At 38.6% G+C, this 21,365-nt stretch carries 15 protein-coding genes and 1 tRNA gene; 7 read left to right on the top strand and 9 right to left on the bottom strand.

Going from position 1 to position 21,365, the window contains the following annotated elements; translation table 11 throughout:
- Window positions 1–65 precede the first annotated feature (65 nt).
- Window positions 66–1,442 (top strand): gliding motility-associated protein GldE, encoded by a 1,377-nt coding sequence (gene gldE, locus BM179_RS07750; protein ID WP_229632918.1) that lies wholly within the window; start codon window positions 66–68, stop codon window positions 1,440–1,442.
- A gap of 142 nt (window positions 1,443–1,584) precedes the next feature.
- Window positions 1,585–2,535: a YjiK family protein gene (locus BM179_RS07745; RefSeq protein ID WP_092014728.1), complete on the top strand. Its 951-nt coding sequence runs from the start codon at window positions 1,585–1,587 to the stop codon at window positions 2,533–2,535.
- Between the two features lie 15 nt (window positions 2,536–2,550).
- Here the strand turns inward: BM179_RS07745 and BM179_RS07740 are convergent, their stop codons facing one another.
- From BM179_RS07740 to BM179_RS07720, 5 genes are all read right to left on the bottom strand, one after another.
- Complete coding sequence (locus BM179_RS07740) at window positions 2,551–3,066, bottom strand: DUF192 domain-containing protein (RefSeq protein WP_218159176.1); 516 nt, start codon at window positions 3,064–3,066, stop codon at window positions 2,551–2,553.
- A gap of 66 nt (window positions 3,067–3,132) precedes the next feature.
- Window positions 3,133–5,427 carry an ATP-dependent helicase gene (locus tag BM179_RS07735; protein WP_092014725.1) on the bottom strand — a complete coding sequence of 765 codons (2,295 nt, stop codon included), beginning with the start codon at window positions 5,425–5,427 and terminating at the stop codon, window positions 3,133–3,135.
- 258 nt (window positions 5,428–5,685) lie between these two features.
- Window positions 5,686–7,080: an efflux RND transporter periplasmic adaptor subunit gene (locus BM179_RS07730; RefSeq protein ID WP_092014721.1), complete on the bottom strand. Its 1,395-nt coding sequence runs from the start codon at window positions 7,078–7,080 to the stop codon at window positions 5,686–5,688.
- Window positions 7,081–7,276: 196 nt separating this feature from the next.
- Window positions 7,277–8,734, bottom strand: a complete 1,458-nt coding sequence (locus BM179_RS07725; protein WP_177219323.1) for a TolC family protein — start codon at window positions 8,732–8,734, stop codon at window positions 7,277–7,279.
- A 218-nt stretch (window positions 8,735–8,952) separates the two neighbouring features.
- Entirely contained in the window at window positions 8,953–9,663 is a 711-nt protein-coding gene (locus BM179_RS07720; protein ID WP_092014712.1) for a M15 family metallopeptidase, read from the bottom strand.
- Between the two features lie 207 nt (window positions 9,664–9,870).
- On the opposite strand from BM179_RS07720, the gene BM179_RS07715 reads away from it, so the two are divergent.
- Window positions 9,871–11,106 (top strand): spore maturation protein, encoded by a 1,236-nt coding sequence (locus BM179_RS07715; RefSeq protein WP_092014709.1) that lies wholly within the window; start codon window positions 9,871–9,873, stop codon window positions 11,104–11,106.
- Window positions 11,107–11,161: 55 nt separating this feature from the next.
- Here the strand turns inward: BM179_RS07715 and BM179_RS07710 are convergent, their stop codons facing one another.
- Window positions 11,162–11,737, bottom strand: coding sequence for an MOSC domain-containing protein (locus BM179_RS07710; RefSeq protein WP_092014706.1), 576 nt, complete (start codon window positions 11,735–11,737; stop codon window positions 11,162–11,164).
- A gap of 202 nt (window positions 11,738–11,939) precedes the next feature.
- Between BM179_RS07710 and BM179_RS07705 the strand changes: the two genes are divergently transcribed.
- The 4 genes from BM179_RS07705 (at window position 11,940) to BM179_RS07690 (ending at window position 14,962) form a co-directional block, all read left to right on the top strand.
- Window positions 11,940–12,012: transfer RNA gene (locus BM179_RS07705), tRNA-Phe, on the top strand.
- Between the two features lie 202 nt (window positions 12,013–12,214).
- Window positions 12,215–13,012 carry a HipA family kinase gene (locus tag BM179_RS07700; RefSeq protein ID WP_092014703.1) on the top strand — a complete coding sequence of 266 codons (798 nt, stop codon included), beginning with the start codon at window positions 12,215–12,217 and terminating at the stop codon, window positions 13,010–13,012.
- Window positions 13,009–13,869, top strand: a complete 861-nt coding sequence (locus BM179_RS07695) for a DUF3037 domain-containing protein (RefSeq protein WP_092014700.1) — start codon at window positions 13,009–13,011, stop codon at window positions 13,867–13,869. Before BM179_RS07700 ends, BM179_RS07695 begins: the two co-directional genes overlap by 4 nt.
- 292 nt (window positions 13,870–14,161) lie before the next feature.
- Complete coding sequence (locus tag BM179_RS07690; protein WP_092014698.1) at window positions 14,162–14,962, top strand: carboxylesterase family protein; 801 nt, start codon at window positions 14,162–14,164, stop codon at window positions 14,960–14,962.
- A 112-nt stretch (window positions 14,963–15,074) separates the two neighbouring features.
- On the opposite strand, the gene BM179_RS07685 is transcribed toward BM179_RS07690, so the two are convergent.
- The 3 genes from BM179_RS07685 to BM179_RS07675 all read right to left on the bottom strand — a co-directional run bounded on the left by BM179_RS07685 (window position 15,075) and on the right by BM179_RS07675 (window position 21,185).
- Window positions 15,075–16,562, bottom strand: coding sequence for a RagB/SusD family nutrient uptake outer membrane protein (locus BM179_RS07685; RefSeq protein WP_218159175.1), 1,488 nt, complete (start codon window positions 16,560–16,562; stop codon window positions 15,075–15,077).
- Window positions 16,563–16,621: 59 nt separating this feature from the next.
- Window positions 16,622–20,056, bottom strand: a complete 3,435-nt coding sequence (locus tag BM179_RS07680; protein WP_092014692.1) for a SusC/RagA family TonB-linked outer membrane protein — start codon at window positions 20,054–20,056, stop codon at window positions 16,622–16,624.
- Window positions 20,057–20,165: 109 nt separating this feature from the next.
- Window positions 20,166–21,185: a FecR family protein gene (locus BM179_RS07675; RefSeq protein ID WP_092014689.1), complete on the bottom strand. Its 1,020-nt coding sequence runs from the start codon at window positions 21,183–21,185 to the stop codon at window positions 20,166–20,168.
- Between the last annotated feature and the right edge of the window lie 180 nt (window positions 21,186–21,365).

Below are 21,365 nucleotides of genomic sequence, written 5' to 3'. Positions count from 1 at the left end.
AAGGTGTCCGGCTTTTCATTTAACGGACACCTTCTTCTACAGTATTAACCAAACTTAAAAGACTCTTGGAAACACACTCCTCTATTACATCGTCTGAACCTCCTCCTGGTTGGGTGCTTTTAGCCCAAATCGATAGTACCTCTTTTAGTGTTTATGGAATTAATGTGCTCATTCTGTTGGTTTTGTTGTTTCTTTCAGCAATTCTTTCAGGGTCAGAAGTTGCTTTTTTCTCTTTAACTGCCGAGCAAAGAGCCGCTTGCCGTGAAAGTGAAAGCAGCAGAGAAAGAACTATTTCAAATTTGCTGGACAAACCTCAGCTTTTGCTGGCAACGCTTCTTATTTTTATTAACCTGGTCAATATTTCATTCATTACCATCTCTACTTATCTGACACAACAGCTGGCCGGAGATAAAAACGCTGATCCTTTACTGATTACTCTTATCTTATTGGTTGGTGTTACTTTCGTGATTTCCTTTTTCGGAGAACTTATTCCGAAAGTATGGGCACAACAAAACAGCTTGCAATTTGCTAAAACTACCGCACCGATTATCGATGTTGCCACACTGATCTTCAGACCATTATCATCTATGCTTCTGGGAATCAGCAATATCATTGAAAAGAGAGTAGAACGAAAAGGTTACACCATTACTGCTGATGAGTTGAATCATGCCCTGGAAATAACTACGGGTAAAGACACTACAGAGCAGGAAAAAGATATTCTGAAAGGGATTGTTAATTTCGGGAGCACTTCCGCGCGAAGCGTAATGAAGGCCCGGAGAGATGTTACTTCTTTTGATATTTCACTGGATTATCATGAATTAATGGATAAAATCAATAAATCCGGATATTCAAGAGTTCCGGTTTATCGTGAAACGATTGATAAAATAGAAGGGATTCTCTACATAAAGGATCTTTTACCACATATCGATAAGGATGAACATTTTGAATGGAAAGAACTGCTGCATCAGGCTTTTTTTATTCCGGAAAGCAAAAAGATCGATGACCTTCTTTATGATTTTCAGGAGAAAAGGGTTCATATGGCAGTAGTAGTGAACGAATATGGAGAAACGGAAGGAATCGTGACAATGGAAGATATCATTGAGGAAATCGTAGGAGACATCAATGATGAGTTCGATGAAGAAGATTTAGGGTATCAGAAAATTGATGATAATACCTTTGAATTTGAGGGTAAAGTATCAATGAATGATGTTTGCAGAGCGCTTGGTGTGGATAATGATTTCTTCGACAAAGAAAGAGGAGAAAGTGAATCTCTTGGTGGAATGCTTATTGAAGTATTCAGCCGTTTTCCTCATTCCGGAGAAGAAATAGAGCTGAATCCGTTCAAATTCAGGATTCTGGCTGTTGATTCAAGAAGAATCAAAAAGATAAAAATTACCAGAAATGTGCAGGTGAAAGACGAAACAAGCAGAGAAATCTCTTAGTTTCTGACATATACTATTCCCCGTATTCATTTCGTTGTAATAAAACTGCAGACCTTCCTTCCCGCCCAGATCAGAAGGTCTTTTTGTAATAATTAAAATATTACTATACCACCAATATATTAATCAGAAACACTATTTCTCAATGATTTCTTCATCAATTACGATAAAACTTACCTCTTTTGTATTTTTTACATCTCTCATTTTCCTGTCGTGCGGGGAAAGCCCTGCGCCTGTTGTAAATCAGGAAGCAAAATTCGGAGAAGCTGAAGACCGGGGAATTATTGAAAACACTGCATTGGACGAGGCTTCAGGATTAGTAGCCGGAAGAGTAAATCCGAATATGCTTTGGTCGCATAATGACAGTGGTGACTATAACAGAATTTTTCTGATAGATAAATTCGGGAAAGGACAGAAACAATTTATTCTGGAAGGTGCAGAAAACCGGGACTGGGAAGATATTGCCATTTCGGGGGATGCTTCCGGGGCAACGATCTATGTAGGAGACATAGGCGATAACAACAGTGTTTATCCAAGCTGTGCTATTTATCGTTTCCAGGAACCGAAGGTTTCAGACTCAACTCCTCCTTCGAGTACCATCAAAAATGTTGAGAAAATTTCATATATCTATCCGGACGGCGCAAGAGATGCGGAATGCCTTATGGTAGATCATCAGACTAAAGATATCTATATTTTAAGCAAAAGAGAAGACCGGAAAAGGCTTTATCGCCTCCCTTATCCACAGTCTACTACCGGAATTACTACCGCAGAATTTGTCGGAGAATTAGATTTCTCATTTCCGGTCGGCACTTCCAATGACATAAAAAAGGCGTTTTATATCACCGCAGGTGACATTGCACAAAACAACCAGGAAATTATCATTAAAAGCTATATTCAGGTATTTTACTGGAAAAGAGGCACTAATGAAAGTATTTATAATACCTTGAAACGCCCGGCCAAAGTTTTACCATACAAGGTTGAACCACAAGGCGAAGGCATTTGCTTTATACCTGATGCTTTGGGTTATTATACAATCAGCGAGGAAAGTGACAGCAAAGAACCTGTGCATTTATATTTCTATGCCAGAAAGCAGTAGTTGTTCTTTCACAATTTACAGCACTTTGTAACTGATTTGATCCCCTTTCTGAATGCCTTTCCGCTGACAATAACCTGCATTTACTTCTAAAACGTATTTTGCAGGTTCATAAGAAGGTACCTCTTCTTCCGAAAAAGGGATACGGTTAGCCTGAATCGTAACGATTTTCAGATTTTCATCCAGAAAGATAATATCCAGTGAAATATAGGTGTTCTTCATCCAGAAACTCTGAGGCCTGATTTCAGGCATAATGAATAACATTCCTACAGAATCGGGCATGGAACGCCTGTACATTAATCCCTGGGTGGTTTCTGCCTCATTGTCTGCAATTTCTATCGCAAGTTTTTCCCCATTTCTCGTAAAAGTCAATTCTCCTTCTTTTTTAAATTCAGGTTCATCGGGAGCGTTTTGTGCAGAACCTGTTGTTTCCGCAGAAGCATTTTTTCCTTCCGGAAAATTCAGCAGTCCGGTGTACCATAACCCACCAAGAATCATGACTATTACTAAGAAAAAAGCAACGATCTTTTTCATATTTTACAAATTTTCAGATTCAGAAAAACCTTTTGGCAGAAACGGGAGTATTGCGTCAGATAGTAATTATAAAATTCTCAGTTTTGCAAAACTTAATAACAGTGTTTTCTCTCCCACTCCACCTTCAAACAATACAGTAGCTTTTCTGTCATTTCCATTAACATCCATTTTTTTCACTATTCCAAATCCAAATTTCAAATGTTCCACTTTTTGTCCTTCTTCCAGAAAAGAAGTATCGCTTGCCGTAAAATCAGGTGAAGGTGTATAATTTGAAGGGGCAGCATTCACCGGTTTTGGTTTTGACTGTAAACTGGCTGCCGGAGTGGCTTTTGTAGCCACATCGTTGGCAACTTTTCTGATGAATGCAGCAGGCGAAGGCCGTTCCTGAGGCTCAATTGCTCTTCGGATATTCCTGGCAATCTGTAGATATTTCGGATCAATTTCATCAAGAAATCTACTTGGCTCGCAGGCTTTCAGTCGGCCAAACTGGTATCTGCTTTCTGCAAAAGACATCATCAGTCTCTTTTCAGCTCTCGTAATTGCTACATAAAACAAGCGGCGTTCTTCTTCCAGATCCTGGCGGCTCTGAAGCATCATCTGACTCGGGAATAAATCTTCTTCCATTCCCACAATATAAACATGATCAAATTCAAGACCTTTTGCCCCGTGAATTGTCATTAAAGTCACACGATCGTTCTCACCCTCATCTTCCTCATTGTCTGCCGTAGTTAAAAGAGAAACTGTCTGAAGGAAATTAGAAATAGATTTATCTTCATTTTCCGGACTATCCACAAACTCTTTGATGGCATTCAGCAATTCCTGAACGTTTTCGTATCTTGACAGGCCTTCAACTGTTTTATCCTCGTATAATTCCCTCAAAATACCGGATGCTTTTGCTACATGTGAAGCTACTTCATAGGCATCTTTCTCCTGTATTTCGACCATAATCTTGAAAGATTTGATCAGATCGGCAAAGGCTTCTATGCCAGCCGAAAGTCTTCCTGCCCCGAATTGATTAATATTTGCCACTACATCCCAGACAGAAACTCCATTTTCAGCCGCCGTTACGGTAATTTTGGCAACAGTAGTATCTCCTATCCCTCTTTTGGGAAGGTTAATAATTCTTTTGAAGGCCTCCTCATCATTCTGATTGATAACAAATCTGAGATAAGCCAGTAAATCTTTAATTTCTCTTCGCTGATAAAACGATAAACCTCCGATAATACGATATTTGATGTTGAGCTTTCTCAGGGCTTCCTCAAATGCCCTTGACTGAGCATTTGTCCGATATAGTATGGCAAAATCATTATTTTTAAGTCCATTTGCCATTTTAGACTCAAATATATGCGTAGCTATCAAACGGCCTTCCTCATTGTCGGAGGCAGCTTTAATCAAATCAATTAAGGCCCCTTCTTCATTGTTGGTGAAAACGTTCTTTTTGAGTTGTCCTTTGTTCCGGGCAATAATGGAATTAGCTGCCTGGACAATGTTATTGGTAGAACGATAGTTTTCCTCTAATTTGATGGTGGTCAAATCACTGTAATCTTTCTCAAAATTCAGAATATTCTGAATATCCGCTCCCCGGAAAGCATAAATACTCTGAGCATCATCTCCAACCACACAAATATTCTGATGCACGGCAGATAACTTCTTGGTAATGAGATACTGGGAAATGTTAGTATCCTGAAACTCATCTACCATTACATAATGAAACTTGTGCTGATATTTATGCAAAATCTCAACATGATCCCTGAACAAAACATTGGTTTGATACAACAAATCATCAAAATCCATTGCATTGGCTTTGAAACATCTTTCCGCATACATTTTATACAAGCGACCAACTTCCGGTAGCTTAGCTGCCGCATCATCTGCCTGAATAATCGGATTATTCAAGTATTCATCCGGGCCGATCAGTCTGTTTTTTGCCCCTGAAATACGATTAAAAACACCGTTTACCTTGTAAACTTTGTCATCCAGGTTTCTCTCTTTAATGATGCTTCTCAGCAAGGATTTTGAATCATCCGTATCGTAAATAGAAAAGTCAGAAGTGTAACCCAATGCCTTACATTCAAATCTTAAGATTTTAGCAAAAACTGAGTGAAAAGTGCCCATCCAAAGATTTCTGGCTTCATTTCCAACTACTTTTTCGATACGCTCCCGCATTTCTCCGGCAGCTTTATTGGTAAAAGTCAGCAATAATATTCTGAAAGGATCAACCCCCTTTTCAATCAGATGCGCAGTTCTGTAAGTCAACACCCTGGTTTTACCGGAACCGGCACCAGCGATAATCATTAAAGGTCCGTTAGTATGTAAAACAGCTTCACGCTGAGGATCATTTAAGCCTTCTATATAATTCATTGGATCAATTGCGATGAGTAAACCCGGGGATAAAATTCAACCATCAGGTTCTAAAATATTCTCAAAATTACGAAATAATTGGCGACTATCCCTGAAACAACAAAAAACCTGTCCCCAACATTTCAGGACAGGTTTTCCATAAACCCTAAACCAAACTAATAATTATCTTCCTGATAGCATCTCTGATTGAGGTTAACCTCATTTTTATTCAAATCAGCCACATTTCAGTATTTTTTCAAAAACGATGCGATTTAAAGATTACTTCTTCTGCTCTTTGTTTTTATTAGCATCTTTTTTCACAACGATTTCGCCATCTTTAAGCTTTTTGGAAACTGTTAAGAAAGGACCGGAAACTACTTCATCACCAGGCTTCAATCCTGACAAAATCTCTATGTTTTCGAAATCAGAAATTCCCGTTTTCACTTCTATCATTTTCACTTTGTCTTTTTCATGTATAAAAACGACCTCTTTTACTTTTTCTTTCTTAGTTTCCGGTTTTTTCTGCTCACCATTGTTGTTGTCCTCGCCTTCTTTTTTCTCTTTATCATCATCACTTGCTGCGGCATTCGGATCACGGGTAGTTACAGCAGCCAAAGGCACAGAAAGCACTCCGTCTTTACGATCTGTAATAATTTCAACAGAGGCTGTCATACCAGGTTTAAGCGGATAAGAATGCGGTCCTTTAATCAGGTCTTTGTAAGAACTTCTTAAAATTCTGATTTTCACCTCAAATTCGGTTACAGCATCACTTGTAGCAGCTGCAGCTGTAGTTGAGGACAATCCATTGGCAGAGCTGGCAATTTCATATACGATTCCTTTAAACTTCCTTGCAGTGGTAGAATAAGCATCCACATCAATCAAAACAGTATCTCCCATACTTACACGGGTAATATCATTTTCATTTACATTTACACGAACTTCCATTTTATTAAGGTTCGCAATTCTAAGTAACTCTGTACCAGCCATTTGTGAAGTACCCACAACGCGTTCTCCCAATTCCACATTCAACTTAGAAATTGTACCGCTTTGAGGGGCGTAAATGGTAGTTTTGGTGAGGTTAGCTTTAGCATCCTTAAAGGCTGCTTCAGAACTTTTTACGTTAAACGCAGCTGCTGAAACATTGGCTTTTGCAGATTCCACATCCTGTTTTGCTACCAGATAGGCAGAATTGAACTGATCATAATCAGCATCAGAAATTACTTTGTCGTCATGTAATTTCTTATTTCTGTCAAAATCAATTCTTGCTTTTACTAATCTGGATTCAGACTGAGCCTGAACCGCTTTAGACTGTTCTAAACTTGCTTTGGCAGAATTAACCTGAGCTTCTGCACGGGCAAGTAAAGATTCATAGTTATCAGGACGGATTTTCAGTAACAATTGCCCTGCCACAACAGAATCTCCCTCAGTCACATACAATCCAACAATCTCTCCTGAAACATCCGGTGAAAGTTTTACTTCAATTTCAGGCTGAACTTTACCTGAAGCTGAAACCCGTTCGATAATATCAGCTTTTTTCGCTCTTGCCAGTTCCACTTCGGTAGGAGGCTCTTTGCCGATCCATCCCTGTTTCTTAGCGATTATCAAACCCAGAATAATTACGACTACAAGTCCGCCCAATATCCACCAAATTCGATTTGAAGATTTCTTTGCCATATACGTTTAAATTTTCAATAAACATTCCGGTATGGACTGTCTATCAGGAGGTATTTTTAAAGTGAGAAAACGGTTTAAATTCAAATAATTTCCTGAATATCAGGGCAAACAAACTGCGTATCGGGGTACCTGACTTTGATAAATTTCATATAGAACATGAGATTTATCAGCTTGCACCCCAATTCTTTTTTTAGATTTAGAAAGTAAGCGGTTTGTTCTGGTAATAATCTAAAATCTTGGTTCTGAACACAAAATCATATTTTGCCTGAACCTGATTCGCTTTTGCTTTATCAAGATTTGTTTTTTGAAGACTATAACTTACATAATCAATAGCGCCAGCGTTAAATTTGCTGTCTGCGGCACGGAACGATTCTTCCAATGCCTGAACCTGTACCGTAAGTGCATCAAAACGTTTGGCAGCATTCGTCAGATTAACATACGCCTGTTCTATATTCTGACGAAGTGTAAGGCGTGTTTTCTGAGCCTCAAATTCAGCATTGATTTTTTGGAGATTTGCCTGGGCAATTCTGGTTTTATTCTGGAATTTACTAAAAATCGGAATGTTCAGGTTAAGGCCAAAAACCTTGTTCTGTGTATTATTCAACTGGTCGAAATATCCGATGGTTTCACCACTTACATAATTAGGCTGTTTGATCACCAAAGGAATAGTCTGTCCCTGAAATACTACATCACCCAGATAATTATCCTTTGTACCGTCAACCCGTGTAGATTTCTGAGCATTTGACTGGTTGGCAGAAATACTTCCGTTTAAAGAAAGAACAGGCAGTAAGCCGGCTCTTGCGATATCAACACCTTTGGCAGCACTTAAAATACGGAGATCAGCAGCTTTTACAACAGGCTGATTTAATTGGGCAATGTCATAAATCTGGGCAATTGAAGCATCATAACTCTGAGAGTTCGGAATCGGAACACTGACACGTTCGGGCTGGACATCTGTAATACTTCTGTCATTTAATAACTGAATAAGCGTTAATTTATTCAAATCAAGTATTGTCTGGTTATTCACAACAGTAGTTTCTTCATTGGCAAGCTGCGCTTTAAGATCAAGCACGTTTGATTGCGGCAAGGAACCTGCGTTTACCAGCTTGGTAGTTCTTTCGATTTGAAGTTTGGTGATTTCAGTCTGAGATTGTGCAATACTCAATTGATCTTCAGCACTTAAAATATTCAGATAGGCAAGAACAACCTGTAAGGAAATGCTTTCCTTCATAGCCTGCAAATCCAGCTGAGAAGCTTTCAGGTTGATATCATTCTGAATAATGTTGTTTTTCAGCAAACTACCATTGAACAGAATTACACTTGCATTGACCCCAATATTGTTATAATTGATGTTCTGGGAATCATAACTGTTTGTAAAAGGGTTCAAGCTTCGGCCAAAACTGAAAGATTCACTGATATTACTACTGGCACTAGGCAGGCGGTTAAATTTAGCCTGACGAAGTAATAAATCATTGTTCTGAACCTGAACCTGACTTTGCTTAACTGAAATATTGTTTTGCAAAGCAATTTCAACTGCCTGAACTAAGGTTATTTTCGAAACATTACGATTAGCCTGAATAGCAGTTTGTGCGTAAATATTTCCTGAGGTTAAGAGGGTTCCTGCGAGCAGGAGTTTGTAAAAATGTGATTTCATCTGGTTATCATTCGGTTTAATGTATGTAACATGGTCAGACCATTTTGCGTTGAAAGTCTTTATAACACCCATGAATTATCTACAATCAAACAATTTACAGGCCTTTTGTCGATCAGGCATTTATTGTTTCAATGTTACGAATGAAAACTTAAGCCAAAAAACGATTTTGGATAAACGGCAGAATTAGAAATTCAGTGGTCAGATGAAGGATTGTTGTGTTAATTAATTATTTTGTACCGTTGCTTCGCCTTCTCTCTGGCTAATGCATTGAAGTGCCACCACTCATAGTCAATCGGCATAAAACCAGCCTGTTTCATCACCTCTCTGAGTAATTTTCTATTCCGGATCTGAAGTTTTGTCAGTCTGCCTGTCTTTAAAAAATATTCCTCCTTTACCGGATAAGCTAATTCTCCAAAGAAATCAAACTTTGTGCCCATATCAAGTGCTTTTCCTTTTGCATCAGCAACGGTCAGATCAACAGCACTTCCAAAATTATGAATAGATCCCTGAACCGGGTCTGCGACATATTTTTCCCGTTCTTTAGGCAGATACTGGCTAAGTGTATTCCATAAAACTTTCTGAATAGCGTTCGGCCGGCCTCCGTCATATATCAGCAGGCAATAACCCGGTTTCTTCTCTTTTAAAATCCGGTTGGCTTTTGCCAGCATTTCAGCAGGCTCTTTCTGCATAAAACATTTTGTAATACATCCGTAAACGTCTTTTCCTACAAAATTGTCAGTTGTTGAGTATTTCAATTCCACCAATAAAGACTTATCTATGGTCTGCACGTCAACCAGACCCTGTTTCTGCATCTGAACTTCATAAGGGCAGGGGGTCGGGGTCTTTTTATTTTTTGAGGGACTCTGTTGCGAGAATATTCCAAATGAAAAGCTCAGCAAAATAGCGTTTATAAAAATCACTTTTTTCATGACAAATTCTGTTGATTACAAATATTAGTCTAAATTTAGCCAGTATTTAAACATTCTAACGCATTTCCTGAAATATTACCTTTTGGTTAGCGAAGGCAATCAGGAATGAATCTTAACCCGGACAAGTCCTCAGAATTTTTGAAACCTATTGGTATATATGTTTAGTTTCAGGAATCAAAGTTTAACATTTACAACAATCTATCAAATATGGCATTAAATTACCTTTGGCTGGCATTTTTTGTAATCGCATTCATTGTAGCCCTTATCAAACTGATTCTGTTTGGTGACACAGAGATTTTCAAACTTATTGTTGATGGTATTTTTGACTCCTCTGAAATGGCTGTTATGAAAATCGCTCTTCCCCTGGTAGGCGTTATGACTTTCTTCATGGGTCTTCTGAATATTGGAGAAAAAGCCGGAGCAATCAACTTTCTTGCCAGAATTATTGGCCCGTTTTTCAAGAGATTATTTCCAGAAATTCCTGATAATCATCCGGTTCACGGGCAAATGATTATGAATTTCTCTGCAAATATGCTTGGCTTAGACAATGCTGCCACCCCTTTCGGACTAAAAGCCATGCAAAGTTTGCAGGAACTGAATCCGCAAAAAGATACTGCTTCCAATGCCCAGATCATGTTCCTGACACTTCATAGCGCAGGACCAGTGCTAATTCCACTCAGTATTATGGCACAAAGGTCGATTTACGGAGCCAAAGATGCTTCAGATATTTTCATACCTTGCCTTATTGCTACTTATATTGCCACGTTGGTAGGTCTGCTTTTTGTAGCAATCCGGCAAAGAATTAACCTTTTTGAACCTGTGGTCTTAAGCTGGCTGGGAGGAATAACAGCATTTATAGGCGTGCTACTCTGGTATTTTTCAGGTCTGACGAAAGAAGAAATAGAAACAACCTCTAAAGTTGCCAGTAACCTTATCCTGTATCTTTTTGTGATGGCTTTTATTTTGGGAGCTGTCAGGAAAAAAATTGATTTATTTGACTCATTTGTGGAAGGGGCCAAAAGCGGTTTTGAAACGTCTGTTAAAATTATTCCTTATCTGGTCGGAATGCTCGTTGCTATCAGTGCACTGAGAAATTCAGGGGCTCTTACCTGGGTGGTGGACGGCGTAAAATATGCTTTTTCTTTTTCAGGCCTTAATACAGATTTCTCAGATTCACTTCCCACCGCACTAATGCACCCTTTCAGCTCCAGCGGATCAAGAGCTATGATGATTGACAATATGAAAACCTTCGGGGCCGATTCCTTTGCAGGAAGATTGTCCTGCGTTTTCCAGGGTTCTTCTGATACGATTTTCTATGTGGTAGCCTTGTATTTCGGTTCTGTAAACATTAAAAAGACGAGATATACTCTTTGGGCTGGTTTGACTGCGGATTTCGCCTCAATTGTCTCAGCTATTTTGGTGAGCTACCTGTTTTTTCATTAGTATTTATACAAAATTGCTTAACCTGAATAAATAGCATTGATTCAGGTTAAGCAATTCAAACCTGCGGACTCCAAACTTCAACCCTGTCTCCTATAGAAATTCGTCCTGCTTTCTCAACCCATCCCACCAACCCTCTTTTCCCCATTGCAGCTTTCACAAAAGGAACTTTTGCTTTAAAGTCAAACTGACTTTCTATCACTCTGGCAGGACCTATGCAAGGAAAGTTCTCTTCATACACAATCAGGCTCGTTTCTTCGTTGGTCTTACTTATAAAAAGCAATTGTGTTAAAGGTTTTAACTGTGTAAAGGCAGGAATCCCCTGAATGCAAAGATTTGCGCCAAGCCATTCCGGAAGAAGTTCAGGTAAATCCATTTTCTCTCTTACAAACTGAAGTTCCTCCACTGATACGGCCGACCACTGCCGGCTATTCCATACAACAGTTCCTTTTTTATAGCGGTGCGTATCTCTGGCATCAGTTTTTCGTCCGAAACCTGAATGTTTATCTCCAGAAAATCCTTCTAAACTTATATCTATTCCGGAATAAGAGGTAGAAATCAGAGATTTCGGGGTTTCTGAAATAAAAACGCCGACGACGAAAGCTTCTATTTGTGACTCTTTTTTAAATTTCATCCTGATTTTTGATAATTTTCATGTTCAAACCATACGTTTTTTACAAATTTGAAAAAAAGTTTTATTTTTATTTCACAGAAAATCAGGCAGATACAATTTTTATTGATTTTTTTTCAATTGACCTCTTGGATTAAAAAAAAACATCCTCTAATTTTGCAGTCCCGAAACACAGACACAGTGTTAACAAAAATCGGGCAGTCAAGGTGAAGTAGCTCAGTTGGTAGAGCATCGGACTGAAAATCCGTGTGTCGGCGGTTCGAGTCCGCCCTTTACCACAAACCCTTCAGAGGCAACTCTGAAGGGTTTTTTGGTTTAATTCGGGTATTCTCAACGATAGTTAAGATCAGTCGAAAAGCTGAGAATAAGTAAATAATTCTATACGTTCTTTACTTATCATAACAGCATTACAGAAGGCATTTGACAAAGGTTAGGAATAAATTGTATATTTAGGTATTGTTAATTTAAACAGATACCAATTTGTTACCTATCTACAAAGCCACAACTTTTGAGAGTAGAATTGAGAAAGGAGGAAGAACCCGTCCTATCATTGTAACAGTAAGAAATGATAAGAGAGAACTTCAACAATTCGTAGTCAAATTATACAATAAAACCGAGGTCCAGGTAAACATGGCCTTAGCCAAAGATATACTCACCGTTGCTTTGATAAATGAATTTGATTTATTGACTCCTCAACCAGCATTGATTCGATTTGATGATGCTTTTATGAAAACCCTTCCTGATGAATTAAGCAAAGAAATTATACAAAAAGAAGCACGATTAAATTTTGGCTGTGAGTATTTATCCGGAACAAATAATTTTGGAAAAAATATTTCAAAAAATACTTTAGAAGGGCTTTCTGGAATTGATACTGTTTTCGCATTTGATATTCTTGTTGGAAATCTGGACAGGCGTTTTGTAGAAAAATCGAATTTATTAATCCGGAATCATGACATTTATTTAATAGATCATGAGTTTTGTTTAAGTACAAATCATGGCTTTGAAAGTTGGGAATCGCCACTTTGGACTTTTCCATATCACAATCATGTTTTTTATCCATTTTTATCAGGTCATAATAGGCAAACAATAGAAGGCTTTTTCGCTGATTTTGAAGAACTTTTAAAGCGTTTAAACGTTAATGTCCTGGATTCTTACGTTGAACAGATAGAAAAGGAAAATTTTGCCTCACCGGATATAGAGATTTTACAAAAATATTTATGGAATGCAAAGCAAAATAGCCATACTTTTGTCAATCATTTGAAAGGAATACTACAATGAATACAAATATTTTCACATATAGCCTTTTACGATACGTTCATTCGGCGGCGTCTGGCGAAGCGTTGAATGTGGGTATTTTGTTTATTTTTCCTCGGCAAAAACGAGTCATATTCCACGCTCCAACCAGGTTATCAAGGCTATCACACAGTTATCTAAACTTCTCAGAATGGTTTGTCAAGGCTCATTTAAAAGGTATTAAACAAAAAGCTCAATCAGTTACAGCTAACTGGGACCTGTTTTATGATGATTTATTGGCCAAACCTCAAATATTTGTTGCCCGTGAATTTTTACTGGAAGATGCTACTGCATTACAGTTTGGAGAGTTCCGAACAGGAATATTAGATATTGAAAATTGCGAAGAACTAGCATCATCTTATTATGAGCTATATTTTAGTGATTATGAAGAACCTTTGCACAGAGATAATCAGCGTAATGAAAAATATATTAGTCAGAAATTATTCAAAAGCATCATTTATAAGAATAAAAATGTTGAGCAGTATTTAAAGAAAGATATAATCGTAACGTCTAACGAGATAAGTCTAAAATTTGATTATGAATGGCAAAACCATCAAAAACATCTGGTTAAGCCTATGGCTTTTGATTTAGAGACGGAAGAAGGTATTCAGGAAAAGTCTGCCAGAAATTTTGGTTACCTGACTTTATTAAATGCAATTGCTAAGGCTGAAAATTACACTTTTGATCTTTTCGTTTCCCGTCCATCTGCAAAGAATCTTTTTCCTGCCTACGATAAAGCATTAAGGGTTCTTGATTCTATTCCATCCCCCAAAAGAATTATTGAGGAAGGAGACATCGAAGAATATACTGAAGAATTAGTGGCACAGATTGTTGGGGAATAAAATTATTATATTTCGCTCAAAAGCCCTGGAAATTTGATTTTCGGGGCTTTTTCTGTAATACCAGTTATACGCACTAATCCGGTTTTAATTATACCAAATAATATCACAGGATACGTTTAAGCCCGTATTCTTAATTATTAAGCCGCAGGACCTATTCAAAAAATCAGAAATATTTTGAATATTTCAAGAATATGAACTATCATTGTATCACATTGGTACAATGATTATTTCCTAAGAATTTTATAAGTATTCTCCTTCGGAGATTTCCTTTAAAATATGCCCGCTTTAAATTATGAAAAAAATTCTCCTTTCATTCCTGATCATTTGTTATATCACAGGTACTATTTCCGCACAGGATCTGAATGAATATCAGAAAAAAGAATATGTAAATCCTGAAGGAAAGATTTTACCTTACCGCATTCTTTATCCGGCTAATTACGATAAAACCAAAAAATATCCTTTGATTCTATTCCTCCACGGAGCAGGAGAACGGGGCAACGACAATGAAAAGCAGCTTACTCATGGAGCAAAGCTTTTCCTGAAAGATGAAAACAGAAATAATTACCCTTGCTTCGTTATAATCCCGCAATGTCCTGAAGACAGTTACTGGAGTTCTGTAAAAGTAGATCGTACCAAAACACCCTTAGACCTTCAGTTTGATTATTCGCGTCAACCAACATGGCCTTTAGTTTCAGCCATTGATATCGTTAAAAACATCTGTAATACTGAGAGCGTTGATAAAACTCATCTTTATATTATCGGACTTTCGATGGGAGGAATGGGTACTTTTGAAGCCCTTTACCGCTATCCTTCTATTTTTGCAGCAGCAGTTCCTATTTGTGGCGGAGGAGATGTGGAGAAATATAACAAGAGTGTCAATAAAACTTCATTTCGTGTTTTTCATGGCAGCATAGATCAGGTTGTAGATGTTAACCTTTCCAGAAAAATGGTAGAGAAATTAAAAGAGTTGAAAGTTGATGTTCAATATAAAGAATACCCTAATGTAAATCATAACAGCTGGGACAATGTTTTTCAGGAGCCTGATCTACTAAGCTGGCTTTTTTCTCATAAAAGAAAGAAAGTCCGTTTCTGATATTATCCACAATCAAATTTACCCAAATCAATTTAATTTAAAACAGTTGTTACCCTCAGGAATCGTTGCTCCGGCGACGATTCTTTTTGTTTTCAGGTATCTGTATTTCAGACTAATAACCTGGATTTTGTCTGAGATTAGGATTTACCTGAATTTCTGCCTGAGGGATAGAAAAGAATTCTCTTCCCTGAACATAGCTGTTAAACTCAGCATCATGTTGTTTTAATTCCGTCAGTTTAAGAGGGTCTTTCAACCAGCCCCAGCGATGAATATCGTCAAACCGATGTCCTTCAAAAGCAAATTCCAAAGCTCTTTCATGACTCAGTTGTTCCCGCATCTGTGCCTGTGTAAATCCCGCAAATTCTGTAGAGCGGTCAGGTAATTTCACCCGGTTTCTTACTTTTTGAATATAATCGGCACATAGTCCTGTATTTCCCAATTCATTCAGACATTCCGCATACATCAGCAGCACATCCGAATACCTCATTAGTCTTTCATTAATCCCGGAGCGCCAGTCTTTTTCATCAATAACGCCACTATCCCCGTTTCCATACTTTTTCATGCCCAGTTTATCAGTTTCATTTGCATAAACCTGCTGAAAAGACTGTCCGTAAAGTTTGCAGTCAGGATAATTATAGTAAATCGACACTTTCAATCTGGGGTCAACCTGATCCTCAATCGTCTTTTCCTTCTTAAACTCCTCAAAAATCCATTTGGTAGGTGCAGCATCATTCCAACCGAAAGGTGCAGGAGCGTAAGTAACTGCTCTGGCAGTTGTCTTAGACCAGTCTGCATTTGGTACATCTACCCAGCCTATGGTAGTCCCGCCTGCCTCTCTGGAAAACTGTACTTCAAAAATAGATTCCGGATTGTTTTCACCCGATTCGGTAAAATTTTCCCCGTAATTACTGACAAGGTTATATATTTTTGAATCAATTACTTCTTTAAACTTCAAAGCTGCTTCAGCGTATCTTTTATTAAACAGATAAGATTTTCCCAGAAAAGCTAATGCTGCTCCTTTTGTGGCTCTGCCTAAATCGGCATTGCTATAACCGGAAGGCAATAATTTTGAAGCGTCATCAAAATCTTTCATTATCTGAGTCCAGGTCTCCTCAGGGGTTGCCTGAGAAGGAAAATACTCACCGGAATTTTTATAAGATTTGAGAATCAGAGGGATATTATTGAAAAAACTGACCAGATAAAAATTATTAAGGGCTCTTAGATATAAGGCCTCTCCTTTCAGCCTGTTTTTATAGTTTTGGTCTTTAAAAGGAATATTTTCTATGTTATCCAGAACAAGGTTTGCTCTGTTTACCCCTCCAAAAAATGCGGTCCACAACCATTCCTGCATAATGGTATTGTTAAACAATTTGAAAGACCCGGTATTTGACATGACATCCCAGGTACTCGGACTCATGGTATCATCTCCCCTGAAATCTAATGCGCATTGGGCAAAACGCAGAAAGGTCCCGTCATAATAAAGTCCCTGATAAATGGCATTAACGCCTTTTAAGGCATCATCTTCGGTTTTCCAATAACTTTCACTGGTCTGAACATTTGGGTTGGCCAGATCAAGGAAATCGCTTTTGCATGAAATCATGGAAAAGATGACTGTTATCAGAAATTTTATGTTTTGTTTCTTCATTTTGACTTAAAATCTTAAAATCCGAGTTGAACTCCTGCCATAAAACTTCTGGGGTTTGGCAAACCTCCGGCATAGGCGTTAAAGTTTCTGTTCGGAGCAAGTCCCTGATCAATGGCCCGGTTGAACAATCCATCATTTCCAAAATCCGGGTCAAAACCGGTATATCCAGTAAGTGTCAGCAGGTTTTGCCCTGATACATACACTCTGAGTCTTGACATTTTTAACTTTGATAATACCTTTTTAGGCAAAGAATAACCTAATTGTACAGTGGTGATTCTCAGATAATCTCCTTTTTCAAGCCAACGGGCAGAAGCCCTGTTATTTTTGTTTGGATCAAACATAACGACCCTTGGTACCTCTGTATCTGTGTTAGCCGGCGTCCAGCGATTCAGGGAATTTTTAGCATAATTGTCCCAGCCTCCGCCATATTCCAGACTGGCTCTTAACCCATTATAAATCAGGTTTCCTGAGACTCCTGAAGCCATTACCGATAAATCGAATGCTTTAAAGGCCAGATTAGCACTTATTCCAAAGCTGACGTCAGGAATGGCGCTTCCCAGAAAAGTTCTGTCATCATCATCAATTTTACCATCAGGCTTGCCTGTCAGTTTTCCATTGGCATCACGTCCGTTAATATCTTTAAAACGGATATCTCCCGGGCGTGTCAGTACTTCCTGGTATCTTCCGATCGGTGACTTGCGGTTCAACTGATCTATTTCATCCTGCGTCTGAAAAAGACCATCTGTCACCCAGCCATACAAAGCACCTACCTCTCCTCCTACTTCTGTCCTGGTAATTCCATCACCAATCGGCTGATCGCCATACCCGAGCGAAAGCACCTTGTTTTTCAAAGTAGTCAGATAGGCATTAAATCCATAGGTAAGCCCCCCGCTGGTATTTTTATAACCTGCCTGAAACTCCCAGCCACTGTTTTCGACAGACGCCCCATTTACAAAAGGAGACTTCCAGTTATATACTCCGGTAGATTCGGGAATTCTTACACGTAGCAGCATGTCTTTGGAGGTATTCTGATAATATTCAACAGTTAATGTAATTTTGTTACCTAAAAATCCGGCATCTAAACCAATGTTATGTGATTCTCTGGACTCCCATTTAATATCTGGTGTTGCAAACTCTAGTTGCGTGGCACCAGGCGCCAGCTGATTCCCGAATACGGCATGTGCATATGGGTTAATTACCGCTTCATATTGATAGGAAGGGATTTCCTGATTACCAAGTAATCCGTAACTGGCTCTTAGTTTAAACTGGCTGATAAATGGAAGTGCTTTCATGAATCTTTCATTATGCATTTTCCAGCCCAGTGCGAGAGAAGGAAATGTTCCCCAGCGGTTTTGTCTGGAAAACCGGGAAGAAGCATCCCTGCGAATGGTAGCAGTAAGAAGGTATTTGTCGTTAAAACTATAATTAACTCTCCCGAAGTAAGACAGAAGTCTGTTTTCTTCCTCATAACCTGTCACGCTGATTCCTGAAGTACCGTTGCTTAAAACAGGGAAATAGGGCTCAGAAAAACCTTCGGCATGCGCCTGTACTCTGCTGATGGCAGATTGCAAAACCGAGTATCCGGCAATGGCTGAAATAATGTTTTTCCCGATTATTTTGTCATAAGATAAAGTCCCTTCAATCGTTCCTGTATAGCCGTATCCTCGCCAATCATTCATTTTGGCAATATTATTCACATAAAACCACCCAAAATCATACTTGGGTTGAAAATTAAAGTCCCGCCAGTCAGTTCTTTCATATCCTAAACTCAATCTGAATTTCAGGTCTTCCAGAATAGCATATTCCCCGTAAATATTTCCGATCAGGCGGTTGCGATCCGTTTTACTTTGCAGGGTACTGTTAAAACCAATGGCATTGGCCGTATATGATCCGTGAATAGTCTGACTTGCACTTCCAAAGCCGTTTTTAGTAGTATTATCATAAACAGGAAGTGTAGGAATTGCCCCGACGATATATCCCAATGGTGTTCCGTCATGAACAAACGTCATAAAATTCTGGTCAACCCCGGTAAAGCCTAATGATTCACCAAACTTAAATCTCTGATGTTTAAAATCTGTATTTACCCTAAGTCCGTATCTGGTATAACCAGGCCCCGAGCCCACAATGGTACCGGTATGATCGAAATAATTAAGCGATACATTGTACGTTACCGTTTCATTTCCTCCTGAAACACCTAAAGTATGTTCCTGAATTTTTCCGGTTTTAAATGCTTCTTTCTGCCAGTCGGTATCAATATTATTTACAAAAAGCGGAGAATCAGAGTCATTTGCAGGTTTTTTTGCCAAAGCGGGTTCAGCATTAGCAGAAGCCTCATTTACAAGCATCTGATATTCTTCCCTGTTTGCTACCTCCAATCGTTTTGCAATATTTTGCCAGCCATGATAGAAGCTATAATCTACTTTCATTTTACCCGATTTACCTCGTTTGGTGGTAATGATAATTACACCATTTGCCGCTCTGGAACCATAAATTGCGGCGGCAGAAGCATCTTTCAGAACCTGCACAGATTCTATATCAGAAACAGGCAAATCTCCGATCGGAGCCTGCACTCCATCAATAATATACAGTGGACTGGTACTGTTAAAGCTTCCGATTCCTCTCACAATTACCTGCGGGTTCATCCCCGGTTCACCGCTTCCGTGTACACTTACTCCTGCTATCTGCCCCTGCATTGCCTTTGTTACATCATTGGTCGCGATTTTGATAATTCTTTCCGGATCAATGGTAGATATAGCTCCTGTCAAGTCTTTCTTCTTCTGAGTTCCATAACCTATCACCACCACTTCTTCCAGAGGAATTATATCAGGTTGAAGGGTTATCTGTACCTTCGTCTTTTTCCCGATTTTCAGTTCCTTTTTCACAAACCCGATCGAGGAAATCAAAAGGATTGCATTTTCATTATCCGCATCAAGGACAAACGCTCCCTTTTCGTTGCTGACAGTTCCTCTCGTGCTGCCTTTTATAGCAACAGTGGCGCCAAAAACCGGCTCTCCTGTGTCTGTTCCTGTAATCATTCCTTCTATTCTGAAGGAAAAGTTTTTTGGATCAGGTTCTGATCCGGAAGACAGCAGATCCTCAAAAGCCATTACATGAATATGCTTTTTGATAATTTTGAAAGCTAAATTGGTTTCTTTTGACAGGTAAGATAAGATTTCCTGAATGTTCTTGTTTTCGGCTCTTAATGAAACCTTTAGTTTTTCGTTCAGGTAGGCATCGTTGTAAGTAAATCTGAATCCCGTTTTTTTTTCAAGTTCCTTAAAAACTTCCAGAACAGGTCTATTCTCAAATCGCACAGTTAATTTGACTTCTTCAGCACTCCCCGGAATCTGACTGTAAATACTGAAATCTCTGCTCAGCAAAAACAGTATTATCCCCGCCCGGATCATAGATCCCGTGTTTTTAAGAATAAGGGATATGGAGCATTTCATCGAAGTGATGCTTTAGTTGTCTGATACAAAAGATATGCGATGCTAACCGGAAAGCATTCCGCGGGCCGGAATCAGTATGAGAAGATGTAATTGTCTGTAATCATATTTGTCAGTTATGAATGATAATTTGTTTCCCTTTGATCTGAAATTTAAATCCTGACGTAAATGCAATGCCTTGCATAACATCTTCCAGTTTTTCATTTTTAAACGCTCCGCTGTATCTTCCTTTCGGCAAATTATTACCTTCTACAATTATTTCCACATCATACCAGATTTCAATCTTTCTGAAAACTTCATTAAAATCAGATTTTGCAAAAAAGAGCATTCCATCTTTCCATCCTGTGACAGCATCAGGGTCAAAACTTGTTTTCTGAATCTCAGATTTTTCAGATTCAATCAGCCCCATTTCTGTGGGAGTAAGAATTAAAGCACTCCCTTTGGTGTTTTTTACATTTACTTTTCCGATAACTACTGCTACGGAAGCTGTGGAAAGATCATCATAGGAGTTAACATTGAAAGACGTACCAAGTACCTGCGTTTCAACCTTTCTGGTCTTCACAATAAACGGAGATTCAGGATTTTTAACTACTTCGAAAAAGGCCTCGCCATTCAAATATACCTCTCTCCTGCCTGCTTCAAAATGTTCAGGAAAACTTAAAGTGCTTTGTGCATTAATTGTTACTTTGGAACCGTCAGGCAAAACTATCGTTTTCCGATCTCCCCGTTTAGTCCTTTCATTCTTAAAAGCAAGTTCAGCGGCCTCTGTGCCCCTGGTCTTGTTCTGATTAAGGTAAAAAGTCCCCAAAATTGCGAGAATCAATATTGCAGCAGCTGACCACCGGATTACAGGAGAAAACAACAGTTTTTTTGAGGTTCTTTTCTGTGCCTGAACCATTTCAAATTGCTGAATTGAATGAAGCATATCTTCTGTATCGTTTTCAGACAATTCATATCGTTTCTGATAATTTATGGTCAAAACAATCTTTCTGGCATTCTCAAATTCCTGTTCTTTTTCAGGATTAAGAGCAAGCCAGTTTTCCCAAAATGCTGAGGGCTGTGTTTTTTTAACCCACTCCACAAAAGAAGGCTCTTTGAGAAAGTCTTCAGTCTTTTCGAATTTATGCTGCATATGATAACTATTTCAAATATATAAAGTAATCAAACCATGAAATGACCATGTCAAATCTACTATTTTTTTATCTTTTTTAAGACAAAAGCCTTTCTATTCGCCTTTTTCAGCATTAAAAGCCTGAACGCAGATACTTTAATCTGAATGACAAAAAGAAAGGCTTATCAGATCAAATGCCTG

Origin of the sequence: Pseudarcicella hirudinis, assembly GCF_900115665.1 — a bacterium.
Classification (GTDB): Bacteria; Bacteroidota; Bacteroidia; order Cytophagales; family Spirosomataceae; genus Pseudarcicella; species Pseudarcicella hirudinis.
The sequence above is the reverse complement of the archived record's forward strand: the minus strand, read 5'-3'. Positions and strand labels throughout refer to the sequence as shown.

Bases quoted from the DNA above. Each gene is read 5' to 3' on its own strand.
- BM179_RS07745 (WP_092014728.1), top strand. From the start codon at position 1,585: ATGATTTCTTCATCAATTACGATAAAACTTACCTCTTTTGTATTTTTT.
- BM179_RS07740 (WP_218159176.1), bottom strand. From the start codon at position 3,066: ATGAAAAAGATCGTTGCTTTTTTCTTAGTAATAGTCATGATTCTTGGT.
- BM179_RS07735 (WP_092014725.1), bottom strand. From the start codon at position 5,427: ATGAATTATATAGAAGGCTTAAATGATCCTCAGCGTGAAGCTGTTTTA.
- BM179_RS07730 (WP_092014721.1), bottom strand. From the start codon at position 7,080: ATGGCAAAGAAATCTTCAAATCGAATTTGGTGGATATTGGGCGGACTT.
- BM179_RS07725 (WP_177219323.1), bottom strand. From the start codon at position 8,734: ATGAAATCACATTTTTACAAACTCCTGCTCGCAGGAACCCTCTTAACC.
- BM179_RS07720 (WP_092014712.1), bottom strand. From the start codon at position 9,663: ATGAAAAAAGTGATTTTTATAAACGCTATTTTGCTGAGCTTTTCATTT.
- BM179_RS07715 (WP_092014709.1), top strand. From the start codon at position 9,871: ATGGCATTAAATTACCTTTGGCTGGCATTTTTTGTAATCGCATTCATT.
- BM179_RS07710 (WP_092014706.1), bottom strand. From the start codon at position 11,737: ATGAAATTTAAAAAAGAGTCACAAATAGAAGCTTTCGTCGTCGGCGTT.
- BM179_RS07695 (WP_092014700.1), top strand. From the start codon at position 13,009: ATGAATACAAATATTTTCACATATAGCCTTTTACGATACGTTCATTCG.
- BM179_RS07690 (WP_092014698.1), top strand. From the start codon at position 14,162: ATGAAAAAAATTCTCCTTTCATTCCTGATCATTTGTTATATCACAGGT.
- BM179_RS07685 (WP_218159175.1), bottom strand. From the start codon at position 16,562: ATGATTTCATGCAAAAGCGATTTCCTTGATCTGGCCAACCCAAATGTT.
- BM179_RS07680 (WP_092014692.1), bottom strand. From the start codon at position 20,056: ATGAAATGCTCCATATCCCTTATTCTTAAAAACACGGGATCTATGATC.
- BM179_RS07675 (WP_092014689.1), bottom strand. From the start codon at position 21,185: ATGCAGCATAAATTCGAAAAGACTGAAGACTTTCTCAAAGAGCCTTCT.